We start from the raw sequence: 12,429 nt of genomic DNA, 5'->3' as shown, positions 1-12,429 counted from the left end.
TCAAATTTAAGTTATAAACATACCGTATGCTATAATAAAAAAGATTAATAATTCCGAAAATTGATAATGTGTATTAACTCCTTATAATGAAAATGTAGGAAATTGGAGGCACTATGATGAAGACGAAATCTACCGTAGAGATTATAACAGAATGGGATATTGTAGCTGCACGCCAACTTGGACGAAACGAAGCGAAAGCTATTGGCTTTGGCGCGGTAGATCAGGCTCGAATTACGACTGCAATTAGTGAACTTGCCAGAAATATATATTTATATGCCAGGGCAGGGGAAGTGACAATCGAGCGTATTAGCGAGGGCGTGAAAGTTGGTATTCGTATTACAGCGGCAGATAAAGGACCCGGAATAAATAATATAAAAAAAGTAATGGAAGATGGTTATTCCACTTCCGGGGGGCTAGGTGCAGGGCTGCCAGGTGTTAAAAGATTAATGGATACGATGGATATCCAATCCTCTGTTGAAAAAGGAACGACTATAATTATTGAAAAATGGGTTTAGTAGGATGTGATAAAATTTGAAAGAGCTGCAAATGCAATATCAAAAAATATTATCGGACTTTTTATCAAATCAAACGGAAAGGAATTTATATATTGGCCAAAACTTTATTCGCCAGTTAATCCAGAAGAAAGTAGCTCCGGAAGAAGTTATAAATATTCACAAACATGCGATGGAGCAACTCTATCCTGACTTACCCGAATATATTTCGCATAGCTATGATTTTTTAATTGAGATTATGGTCCATTTTGGTTTAACCTTAAAAGAGCATCAAAGTTTGTTAGAACAGCAGGAAGAACTGCGTATGGAGATGAATGTTGCTACAAAAATTCAAAATATGATATTGAGCACGGAAATTCCCAAATTTAAAGATATTGATATCGGAATGGTATCAATACCGATACGGAAGATGAATGGTGATTATGTTCATTTTTTGGGAGATAAATCGAATGTGAGTGTAGCGGTAACGGATGTTGTAGGGAAGGGTGTTCCGGCAGCGCTTTGTATGTCGATGGTAAAGTACGGTCTTGATACACTTGAATGCTCTAATAATGCACCGTCTCATATTTTGGGAGTGTTAAATCGAATTATTGAAAAAAGTGTAGATGATAGTATGTTTGTCTCAATGTTTTATGGAACTTACAATGTCGAAAATGGTAAATTTACATACGGTTCAGCTGGTCATGAGCCCTCTTTATATTATAATTCCAGTAAAAGAACTTTTTTCGATTTAGAATCAAAAGGATTACTTTTGGGTGTTATGCCCGAAGTTAAATATCCACAATACGAAGTTCAGCTCGATGAAGGCGATTTCATCGTAATGATGACAGATGGCGTAACAGATTTCCGGAAACAGGGGGAACTGGATCCACGGGATGTAATTAAAAACATAGCATTGAGTTATCGTCACTTTACGGCTCAGGAAATGTGTGAAAAAATGTATGCATACTTAAAGAGTCTGCCGGAGTTTGATTTAGAGGATGATTTTACAGTCGTCATTTTTAAAAAATAAATAATTATATGTTTAGTTACCTAGGGTTTTGGGTAATGTAATTAAGTTTATAGATGGAGGTGTCTAATAATGAATGTGAATGTTCAATTTAGAGAAGATGGTAATGTTTTGCGAGGCTATATCGAGGGTGAAATCGATACTTATACAGCTCCGGTATTGCGTGAAGAATTGGAAACGGTGCAAATTGTTGAAGGCCGTGTAATTGAGTTGGACTTATCAAAAGTAAATTATATGGATAGTACAGGTTTAGGGATTTTTGTTGCGTTTTATAAAAAGGTGACAAGGGACAATGCATCACTTAAATTAGTGGGCTTATCAAATCGTTTAGTTAGATTGTTTGAAATTACAGGATTAAGTGAACTGATGAGTATTGAGACAGACGAGGAATTGGAGTTGAAATAATGAAGGCATTTGACTATATTGAAATTCGAGTACCTGCCAAGTCGCAATATGTAAGTGTAATCCGTCTGACAATTTCAGGATTAGCGATGCGAGTTGGATTTACTTATGATGAAATTGAAGATTTAAAAATAGCTACAAGTGAAGCGGTAACAAATGTTGTCCACCATGCATATAAAGCCAACGAAGATGGTGAAGTTGTAATTGGATGTGCATTATTTGAAAACAAAATTGAAATAATGGTAGCTGATTATGGTGTAAGTTTTAATTTTGAAGAAGTAAAATCAAAGATTGGTCCATATCACGAAGATGAAAACGTAGCCCTTTTACGTGAAGGGGGATTAGGAATTTTTTTAATGGAAACTTTAATGGATGAAGTGAAATTAACTAACGAAGGTGGCGTCACTGTTTTCATGACGAAGTATGTCTCGAGAGAGCAGGTGAAAGGAAATGTCGAAAGAATCACTACCTAAAAATTCATCAAAAGAAGAAGTACTAAATTGGATTGCCGAATATCAAGACAATGGCAGTGAAGAAGCACAGACAAACCTTGTGCTTCATTATCAACAATTGGTAGAGTCGATTGCTCGCAAATACTCCCATGGTAAATCTTATTATGATGATATTGTACAAGTCGGTATGCTTGGCTTGTTAGGTGCAATCCGACGTTTTGACCCTTCTTTTGGCCGGAGTTTTGAGGCGTTTGCAGTTCCAACGATTGTGGGGGAAATAAAGCGCTTTTTACGTGATAAAACATGGGACGTGCATGTTCCTAGACGAATAAAAGAATTAGGACCTAGAATTAAAGCGGCAGTAGAAGCATTGACTACTTCGCTACAACGTTCTCCTTCAATTACTGAGATTGCTGATTATTTAGAGGTTCAGGATGAAGAAGTGTTAGAGGCAATGGAGATGGGACGAAGCTATCAAGCGTTATCAATGGATCACTCGATTGAATCTGATTCGGATGGAAGTACAGTAACATTATTTGATGTTGTCGGAAGAGAAGATGTCGGATATGAAGCGACAAACCGCCGAATGCTTGTTGCGGATGCGATGAATGTATTAAATGAGCGTGAGCGACAAATTATCCAGTTAACCTATTTAGAACAATTAAGTCAAAAGGAAGCTGGAGAAAGACTCGGTATTTCACAAATGCATGTTTCAAGAATTCAGCGAAAAGCTGTGAAAAAATTACAGGATGCCATTGCAGCAAGTGGTGGCGTATCTTTATAAAAAAGTTTGAGTCTACTAGATAAGTAGGCTCTTTTTTTACGGGAATTTGATCGATAATTGGGAAAATACTTATCCATAAGTGATACACTAAAGGCAGTTTAAAATTTAAAGGAGTGGCATAATGGAGCAACAAAAAATGTTACAGATAATCGCCAAAGATGCGAATGTAGAACCAAAACAAGCGCAAGCAGTTATTGGGTTATTAGAAGAGGGCAATACCGTACCTTTTATTGCACGCTACCGAAAAGAAGTTACAGGTTCCTTGGATGAAGTTCAAATTAAGGCAGTAGAAGACCGCTACCATTACATACAACAACTCGAAACACGTAAAGAAGAAGTAGTTCGCTTGATTGATGAGCAAGGGAAGTTAACCGAGGAGTTACAAGCATCAATTAATGCAGCAACAGTTTTACAACGAGTGGAAGATTTATACCGTCCGTATAAGCAAAAACGCCGTACCAAAGCGACAATTGCAAAAGAGCGTGGCTTAGAACCGTTGGCAGAACAAATATTAAAATTTAGTAAGCAATCTTTAGAACAGCTTGCGAATCCGTTTTTAAACGAAGAACAAGGTGTAATAACGATTGAAGACGCATTGACAGGTGCGCGTGACATATTAGCGGAGCGATTTGCAGATGATGCTACAGTTCGCGAAAAACTACGTACTCTTTCTTGGCGAGAAGGAAAGCTCGTGACTATGTTGAAAAATGCGGATAAGGATGAGAAGCAAGTATTTGAAATGTATTATGAATATGAGGAACCTGTCCACCGAATGGCCCCGCACCGTACATTGGCGGTGAATCGTGGGGAGAAAGAAGAAGTATTAAGAGTTTCAATTGAAGTACCTGTAGATAAAGCCACTGCTCAAATGGAAAATCATTTTATTCCTAGAAACTTTATAGGCCCGTCTGTGAATGAAGTTAAATCAGCGATTACTGATAGCTATAAACGTTTAATTAAACCATCCATTGAGAACGAATTGCGGGCGGAACTTACTTCAAAAGCTGAGGCACAAGCAATTCACATTTTTTCGGAAAACTTGAGAAATCTATTATTGCAGCCTCCAATGCGCGGAAAAGTTGTTCTAGGTGTAGACCCTGCTTACCGTACAGGTTGTAAACTAGCGGTAGTTGATGAGACAGGGAAAATGATTGAAGTTGGGGTTATTTATCCGCATACAACATCAGATCCATCAAAAGCAAAAGAGGCTGTTAAAGCATTACTGAAAAAATATCCAATTAGTATTATTGCGATAGGGAACGGTACAGCATCTCGTGAAACAGAGCAATTTATTGCGGAGTTATTGAAAGAAACTGATGGGGATATTGCCTATGTTATTGTAAATGAAGCAGGGGCATCGGTGTATTCAGCATCGGAAGTGGCACGTGCGGAATTCCCGAATCTACAAGTAGAGCAACGTAGTGCCGTATCAATTGCACGCCGTTTACAGGATCCACTATCCGAGTTGGTGAAAATTGATCCGAAAGCTGTCGGTGTAGGTCAGTACCAGCATGATGTATCTCAAAAACAGCTAGCTGAATCATTGACGTTCATTGTAGAAACTGCAGTAAACCAAGTGGGGGTTGATGTGAATACGGCATCTGCATCACTTTTACAATATGTATCAGGGCTATCCAAAACAGTGGCTGAAAATATTGTAGCTATGCGAAGTGAAAATGGATCATTCTCTTCACGGACACAGCTTAAAAAGATACCGCGTTTAGGTGCCAAAACCTATGAGCAAGCAATTGGCTTTTTACGTATTTCAGAAGCAAAAAACCCATTGGATGCAACCGGCATTCACCCAGAGAGCTATAAATTGGCTGAAGCAATATTGGAGGCAGCGGGGGTAACAAAAAAAGATGTAGGTACGCAAAAGGCAGAAGAGGCTATTAATAAATTAAGTTTATCGACATTAAGTGAAACACTAAATGTCGGAGGAGTAACCTTGAAGGACATTATTGATACTTTAATAAAGCCAACCCGTGATCCTCGAGATGCATTTCCACAGCCTTTACTAAAAACGGATGTATTGCAGATGGATGATTTACAAGTAGGAATGGAATTGCAAGGAACTGTTCGAAATGTTGTGGATTTCGGAGCGTTTGTGGATATTGGTGTAAAACAAGACGGTCTAGTTCACATATCTAAATTGCAGAAGGGCCGGGTAAAGCATCCGTTAGATGTCGTATCATTAGGTGACATTGTGACGGTATGGGTAGAAAAGGTAGAAGCAAGTAAAGGGCGTATTTCATTAACGATGCTCTCACCGGAAAATCAACTAAACGTGTAAAGTAAATAAATATCAATTATAATAAAAAGCGCATAAATTAATATGTGCTTTTTTATTATGTGTGGGGAGGTAGCGTATGACAGATGAACAACTTCAAGAACTTGTAGAACAGTTATCTAATGAATATTTTAACCGACCTTTTGTTCATAAAGCGTATTTTAATAGTCGTTTAAAAACAACGGGTGGACGGTATTTATTAAGTAGTCATAATATAGAGCTCAATAAAAAGCTTTATGATCATTTCGGTTTACAAGAGCTCAAGGGGATTATCTTACATGAACTTTGCCATTATCATTTACATATTTTAGGAATGGGCTATAAGCATCGAGATGCGGATTTCCGAAATTTATTGAAAAAGGTCGGAGCGCCAAGATTTTGTTCTACAATAGAGCAGCCAAATAAACCTCTAAAGAAAAAGGCAATTCATATGTATAGTTGTGTAAATTGTGGGCAGATTTATAAAAGGAAAAAAAAGATGGATGTAAAAAAGTACTCTTGTAGCATTTGCCGAGGGAAAATTAAATTTTTGCGAAGTGAACTTTAACTTAATAAGATGTTTAGATAGTAGAAGATAAAGGAAAAGATTAATTGTGAGCTTTTCAGATGAATATGTTTTTTTGTATATATAATAGGAAATAAATTATTTTTAAAAAAAATTATTAAAAAGTGTTGACGAAACTTATTTCGATATCTATAATAGTAAAAGTCGACAAGATGATGTCGCTAAGAAGTTATTATTCCGAAGTAGCTCAGTTGGTAGAGCATCCGGCTGTTAACCGGCAGGTCGCAGGTTCGAGTCCTGCCTTCGGAGCCATTGTAGGCCCGTTGGTCAAGTGGTTAAGACACCGCCCTTTCACGGCGGTAACACGGGTTCGAATCCCGTACGGGTCACCACTTTTAATTTCATATTATAATTATAGTTTACTTATGGTCCCGTGGTGTAGCGGTTAACATGCCTGCCTGTCACGCAGGAGATCGCCGGTTCGATCCCGGTCGGGACCGCCATTTATTGGGGTATAGCCAAGCGGTAAGGCAACGGATTTTGATTCCGTCATGCCCTGGTTCGAATCCAGGTACCCCAGCCATTTTGGAGCCATTAGCTCAGTTGGTAGAGCATCTGACTTTTAATCAGAGGGTCGAAGGTTCGAGTCCTTCATGGCTCACCAGTTTTCATATTGACAAATTATTTTAAAGATGTATAATAATTAAAGTCGAATGAAGCGGTCGTGGCGGAATGGCAGACGCGCTAGGTTGAGGGCCTAGTGGGGGCAACCCCGTGGAGGTTCAAGTCCTCTCGGCCGCACCAAGTAACTTTTAACTTGCGCCCGTAGCTCAATTGGATAGAGCGTCTGACTACGGATCAGAAGGTTATGGGTTCGACTCCTGTCGGGCGCGCCAAAAAACATAAAATAATAAAATGCGGGTGTAGTTTAGTGGTAAAACCTCAGCCTTCCAAGCTGATGTTGTCGGTTCGATTCCGATCACCCGCTCCAGTTTTTTTAAAAAAACTGTTGACATTCACAAAAGGATGTTGTATGATATAAAAGTTGTCGCTAACGACAATACAATGAACCTTGAAAACTGAACAAGCAACGTTAATGAAACAAGCTTCTTAAATGAAGCAAACAATAGATTTTAACTTTTAATTAAGTTAAATCGCTAGCAAAGCAAATGAGCTTTCAAACTACTTTTATGGAGAGTTTGATCCTGGCTCAGGACGAACGCTGGCGGCGTGCCTAATACATGCAAGTCGAGCGGACGAATTTTTGGTGCTTGCACCGAATTTTCGTTAGCGGCGGACGGGTGAGTAACACGTGGGTAACCTACCTTGTAGATTGGGATAACTCCGGGAAACCGGGGCTAATACCGAATAATACTTTTAAACACATGTTTGGAAGTTGAAAGACGGTTTTGCTGTCACTATAAGATGGACCCGCGGCGCATTAGCTAGTTGGTGAGGTAACGGCTCACCAAGGCAACGATGCGTAGCCGACCTGAGAGGGTGATCGGCCACACTGGGACTGAGACACGGCCCAGACTCCTACGGGAGGCAGCAGTAGGGAATCTTCCACAATGGACGAAAGTCTGATGGAGCAACGCCGCGTGAGTGAAGAAGGATTTCGGTTCGTAAAACTCTGTTGCAAGGGAAGAACAAGTAGCGTAGTAACTGGCGCTACCTTGACGGTACCTTGTTAGAAAGCCACGGCTAACTACGTGCCAGCAGCCGCGGTAATACGTAGGTGGCAAGCGTTGTCCGGAATTATTGGGCGTAAAGCGCGCGCAGGTGGTTCCTTAAGTCTGATGTGAAAGCCCCCGGCTCAACCGGGGAGGGTCATTGGAAACTGGGGAACTTGAGTGCAGAAGAGGATAGTGGAATTCCAAGTGTAGCGGTGAAATGCGTAGAGATTTGGAGGAACACCAGTGGCGAAGGCGACTGTCTGGTCTGTAACTGACACTGAGGCGCGAAAGCGTGGGGAGCAAACAGGATTAGATACCCTGGTAGTCCACGCCGTAAACGATGAGTGCTAAGTGTTGGGGGGTTTCCGCCCCTCAGTGCTGCAGCTAACGCATTAAGCACTCCGCCTGGGGAGTACGGTCGCAAGACTGAAACTCAAAGGAATTGACGGGGGCCCGCACAAGCGGTGGAGCATGTGGTTTAATTCGAAGCAACGCGAAGAACCTTACCAGGTCTTGACATCCCGGTGACCACTATGGAGACATAGTTTCCCCTTCGGGGGCAACGGTGACAGGTGGTGCATGGTTGTCGTCAGCTCGTGTCGTGAGATGTTGGGTTAAGTCCCGCAACGAGCGCAACCCTTATTCTTAGTTGCCATCATTCAGTTGGGCACTCTAAGGAGACTGCCGGTGATAAACCGGAGGAAGGTGGGGATGACGTCAAATCATCATGCCCCTTATGACCTGGGCTACACACGTGCTACAATGGACGATACAAACGGTTGCCAACCCGCGAGGGGGAGCTAATCCGATAAAATCGTTCTCAGTTCGGATTGTAGGCTGCAACTCGCCTACATGAAGCCGGAATCGCTAGTAATCGCGGATCAGCATGCCGCGGTGAATACGTTCCCGGGCCTTGTACACACCGCCCGTCACACCACGAGAGTTTGTAACACCCGAAGTCGGTGAGGTAACCTTTATGGAGCCAGCCGCCGAAGGTGGGATAGATGATTGGGGTGAAGTCGTAACAAGGTAGCCGTATCGGAAGGTGCGGCTGGATCACCTCCTTTCTAAGGATTATTTCGGAATCATTCCCTCGGGGAATGAAACATTAACGTTTGCTGTTCAGTTTTGAAGGTTCATTCTTAATTGAATGGAATACTTCAAAACACTTGCTCCTGCGGTTACTCGTCGCAAATATGCGAAGAAGTAAGACAGGAAGCATATTCGTTCTTTGAAAACTGGATAAAACGACATTGAAAGCAATAAAACAAATTTCTATTTTATAGAAATGTAACAAGTCAAGCAATTGACGTGTAAACTTAAATCTTGGATTTTATCCAAGTGTTAACTTTTGGTTAAGTTAATAAGGGCGCACGGTGGATGCCTTGGCACTAGGAGTCGATGAAGGACGGCACTAACACCGATATGCCTCGGGGAGCTGTAAGTAAGCTTTGATCCGGGGATTTCCGAATGGGGGAACCCACTATCTTTAATCGGATAGTATCTACACGTGAATACATAGCGTGATGAGGACAGACGCAGGGAACTGAAACATCTAAGTACCTGCAGGAACAGAAAGAAAATTCGATTCCCTGAGTAGCGGCGAGCGAAACGGGAAGAGCCCAAACCAAAGAGCTTGCTCTTTGGGGTTGTAGGACACTCTATACGGAGTTACAAAAGAATGAGTTAGACGAAGCGACTTGGAAAGGTCCGCGAAACAAGGTAAAAGCCCTGTAGTCAAAAGTTCATTCCCTCCAGAGTGTATCCTGAGTACGGCGGAACACGTGAAATTCCGTCGGAATCCGGGAGGACCATCTCCCAAGGCTAAATACTACCTAGTGACCGATAGTGAACCAGTACCGTGAGGGAAAGGTGAAAAGCACCCCGGAAGGGGAGTGAAATAGATCCTGAAACCGTGTGCCTACAAGTAGTTAGAGCCCGTTAATGGGTGATAGCGTGCCTTTTGTAGAATGAACCGGCGAGTTACGATTACGTGCGAGGTTAAGTTGAGAAGACGGAGCCGCAGCGAAAGCGAGTCTGAATAGGGCGAATTAGTACGTGGTCGTAGACCCGAAACCAGGTGATCTACCCATGTCCAGGGTGAAGGTGAGGTAACACTCACTGGAGGCCCGAACCCACGCACGTTGAAAAGTGCGGGGATGAGGTGTGGGTAGCGGAGAAATTCCAATCGAACCTGGAGATAGCTGGTTCTCTCCGAAATAGCTTTAGGGCTAGCCTCGTGATTGAGAATACCGGAGGTAGAGCACTGTTTGGACTAGGGGGGCATCTCGCTTTACCGAATTCAGACAAACTCCGAATGCCGGATATTTATACACGGGAGTCAGACTGCGAGTGATAAGATCCGTAGTCAAGAGGGAAACAGCCCAGACCACCAGCTAAGGTCCCCAAGTAATCGTTAAGTGGAAAAGGATGTGGCGTTGCTTAGACAACCAGGATGTTGGCTTAGAAGCAGCCATCATTTAAAGAGTGCGTAATAGCTCACTGGTCGAGTGACGCTGCGCCGAAAATGTATCGGGGCTAAACGATTCACCGAAGCTGTGGATGCATACTTTGAGTATGCGTGGTAGGAGAGCGTTCTAATAGCGTTGAAGTCAGACCGGAAGGACTGGTGGAGCGATTAGAAGTGAGAATGCCGGTATGAGTAGCGAAACATGGGTGAGAATCCCATGCACCGTATGACTAAGGTTTCCTGAGGAAGGCTCGTCCGCTCAGGGTTAGTCGGGACCTAAGCCGAGGCCGATAGGCGTAGGCGATGGACAACAGGTTGATATTCCTGTACCACCTCCTCACCGTTTGAGAAATGGGGGGACGCAGTAGGATAGGGTAAGCACGCCGTTGGTTGCGCGTGTTCAAGCAGTAAGGCGTGTATGTAGGCAAATCCGCATACTATAACGTTGAGCTGTGATGACGAGCTCTTTAGAGCGAAGTTCCTGATTTCACACTGCCAAGAAAAGCCTCTATCGAGGTGAGAGGTGCCCGTACCGCAAACCGACACAGGTAGTCGAGGAGAGAATCCTAAGGTGTGCGAGAGAACTCTCGTTAAGGAACTCGGCAAAATGACCCCGTAACTTCGGGAGAAGGGGTGCTTCTTTGGGTGCATAGCCTAGAGAAGCCGCAGTGAATAGGCCCAGGCGACTGTTTAGCAAAAACACAGGTCTCTGCAAAACCGTAAGGTGACGTATAGGGGCTGACGCCTGCCCGGTGCTGGAAGGTTAAGAGGAGCGGTTAGCGCAAGCGAAGCTGTGAATTGAAGCCCCAGTAAACGGCGGCCGTAACTATAACGGTCCTAAGGTAGCGAAATTCCTTGTCGGGTAAGTTCCGACCCGCACGAAAGGCGTAACGATCTGGGCACTGTCTCAACGAGAGACTCGGTGAAATTATAGTACCTGTGAAGATGCAGGTTACCCGCGACAGGACGGAAAGACCCCGTGGAGCTTTACTGTAGCCTGATATTGAATTTTGGTACAACTTGTACAGGATAGGTAGGAGCCAGAGATCCCGGAGCGCCAGCTTCGGAGGAGGCGTCGGTGGGATACTACCCTGGTTGTATTGAACTTCTAACCCATGCCCCTTAGCGGGGTAGGAGACAGTGTCAGGCGGACAGTTTGACTGGGGCGGTCGCCTCCTAAAGAGTAACGGAGGCGCCCAAAGGTTCCCTCAGAATGGTTGGAAATCATTCGAAGAGTGTAAAGGCATAAGGGAGCTTGACTGCGAGACCTACAAGTCGAGCAGGGTCGAAAGACGGGCTTAGTGATCCGGTGGTTCCGCATGGAAGGGCCATCGCTCAACGGATAAAAGCTACCCCGGGGATAACAGGCTTATCTCCCCCAAGAGTCCACATCGACGGGGAGGTTTGGCACCTCGATGTCGGCTCATCGCATCCTGGGGCTGTAGTCGGTCCCAAGGGTTGGGCTGTTCGCCCATTAAAGCGGTACGCGAGCTGGGTTCAGAACGTCGTGAGACAGTTCGGTCCCTATCCGTCGTGGGCGTAGGAAATTTGAGAGGAGCTGTCCTTAGTACGAGAGGACCGGGATGGACACACCGCTGGTGTACCAGTTGTCTTGCCAAAGGCATCGCTGGGTAGCTATGTGTGGACGGGATAAGTGCTGAAAGCATCTAAGCATGAAGCCCCCCTCAAGATGAGATTTCCCATTACGCAAGTAAGTAAGACCCCTGAAAGACGATCAGGTAGATAGGTTCGAGGTGGAAGTGCGGTGACGCATGTAGCTGACGAATACTAATCGGTCGAGGACTTAACCACATTTTATTGCACAAATTCAATGAACCGTTTATCCAGTTTTGAAAGAATGATTCTTTCAAAGGGTTCCAAGACATAAGCTGTATTGGAAGCCGAAAATAGTGAAGTGATGATGGCAAAGAGGTCACACCCGTTCCCATACCGAACACGGAAGTTAAGCTCTTTAGCGCCGATGGTAGTTGGGGGCTTCCCCCTGTGAGAGTAGGACGTCGCTTCGCACACGCAAAACCACTGAATTTTCAGTGGTTTTTTTGTCGACAAAAAATAGAGGGAGAAATTCCGCTTATTTAGAAATTAAAATATAAAAAGACGAAAATAAACGGAAGAATTCCGCCTATTGATCACAAAAATAGAATTACACACACTTTTTCCATGAATAACCGGAAATTTGACCTTTATTTATAGCTTAAACTAGTGCCCATCTACAAATAACCGGAAAAACGTCGCTTATCTTATCTTATTTTCTGTTGATGGCAGGATCATATCCCCATCCACTAGTGCCAATATAAAACACTCCAAA

At 43.4% G+C, this 12,429-nt stretch carries 7 protein-coding genes, 8 tRNA genes and 3 rRNA genes; all 18 read left to right on the top strand.

Annotation, left to right across the window (positions count from 1 at the left end):
* Nucleotides 1-116: 116 nt before the first annotated feature.
* The 18 genes from NYE67_RS18820 (at nt 117) to rrf (ending at nt 12,127) form a co-directional block, all read left to right on the top strand.
* Complete coding sequence (locus NYE67_RS18820; protein WP_191701343.1) at nt 117-515, top strand: anti-sigma regulatory factor; 399 nt, start codon at nt 117-119, stop codon at nt 513-515.
* Nucleotides 516-531: 16 nt separating this feature from the next.
* Nucleotides 532-1,524: a PP2C family protein-serine/threonine phosphatase gene (locus NYE67_RS18815; RefSeq protein ID WP_340726370.1), complete on the top strand. Its 993-nt coding sequence runs from the start codon at nt 532-534 to the stop codon at nt 1,522-1,524.
* Nucleotides 1,525-1,593: 69 nt separating this feature from the next.
* On the top strand, nt 1,594-1,926 hold the full coding sequence (locus tag NYE67_RS18810; protein WP_191701341.1) for an STAS domain-containing protein: 333 nt from the start codon (nt 1,594-1,596) through the stop codon (nt 1,924-1,926).
* Nucleotides 1,926-2,396 (top strand): anti-sigma B factor RsbW, encoded by a 471-nt coding sequence (gene rsbW / locus NYE67_RS18805; RefSeq protein ID WP_191701340.1) that lies wholly within the window; start codon nt 1,926-1,928, stop codon nt 2,394-2,396. Before NYE67_RS18810 ends, rsbW begins: the two co-directional genes overlap by 1 nt.
* Nucleotides 2,374-3,159, top strand: a complete 786-nt coding sequence (gene sigB / locus NYE67_RS18800; RefSeq protein WP_191701339.1) for an RNA polymerase sigma factor SigB — start codon at nt 2,374-2,376, stop codon at nt 3,157-3,159. Before rsbW ends, sigB begins: the two co-directional genes overlap by 23 nt.
* Nucleotides 3,160-3,280: 121 nt before the next feature.
* Nucleotides 3,281-5,452 (top strand): Tex family protein, encoded by a 2,172-nt coding sequence (locus NYE67_RS18795; protein ID WP_340730782.1) that lies wholly within the window; start codon nt 3,281-3,283, stop codon nt 5,450-5,452.
* A gap of 76 nt (nt 5,453-5,528) precedes the next feature.
* Nucleotides 5,529-5,996 (top strand): SprT family protein, encoded by a 468-nt coding sequence (locus NYE67_RS18790; protein ID WP_340726368.1) that lies wholly within the window; start codon nt 5,529-5,531, stop codon nt 5,994-5,996.
* Between the two features lie 194 nt (nt 5,997-6,190).
* A tRNA-Asn gene (locus NYE67_RS18785) sits at nt 6,191-6,266 on the top strand.
* Between the two features lie 5 nt (nt 6,267-6,271).
* A tRNA-Glu gene (locus tag NYE67_RS18780) sits at nt 6,272-6,346 on the top strand.
* 35 nt (nt 6,347-6,381) lie between these two features.
* A tRNA-Asp gene (locus NYE67_RS18775) sits at nt 6,382-6,457 on the top strand.
* Between the two features lie 5 nt (nt 6,458-6,462).
* Nucleotides 6,463-6,537, top strand: a tRNA-Gln gene (locus NYE67_RS18770).
* A gap of 5 nt (nt 6,538-6,542) precedes the next feature.
* Nucleotides 6,543-6,618: transfer RNA gene (locus NYE67_RS18765), tRNA-Lys, on the top strand.
* Nucleotides 6,619-6,672: 54 nt separating this feature from the next.
* Nucleotides 6,673-6,758, top strand: a tRNA-Leu gene (locus NYE67_RS18760).
* A 15-nt stretch (nt 6,759-6,773) separates the two neighbouring features.
* A tRNA-Arg gene (locus NYE67_RS18755) sits at nt 6,774-6,850 on the top strand.
* 21 nt (nt 6,851-6,871) lie between these two features.
* Nucleotides 6,872-6,945 (top strand) — tRNA-Gly (locus tag NYE67_RS18750).
* A gap of 196 nt (nt 6,946-7,141) precedes the next feature.
* Nucleotides 7,142-8,697, top strand: a 16S ribosomal RNA gene (locus tag NYE67_RS18745).
* Between the two features lie 286 nt (nt 8,698-8,983).
* Nucleotides 8,984-11,912: ribosomal RNA gene (locus NYE67_RS18740) — 23S ribosomal RNA — on the top strand.
* Between the two features lie 99 nt (nt 11,913-12,011).
* Nucleotides 12,012-12,127: ribosomal RNA gene (rrf, locus tag NYE67_RS18735) — 5S ribosomal RNA — on the top strand.
* Together the 16S, 23S and 5S rRNA genes with 8 tRNA genes alongside form the textbook arrangement of a ribosomal RNA operon.
* Nucleotides 12,128-12,429: the final 302 nt, after the last annotated feature.

The organism is Solibacillus sp. FSL W8-0474, assembly GCF_038004065.1.
GTDB lineage: Bacteria > Bacillota > Bacilli > Bacillales_A > Planococcaceae > Solibacillus > Solibacillus faecavium.
This window is presented reverse-complemented; position numbering and strand designations above follow the sequence as displayed.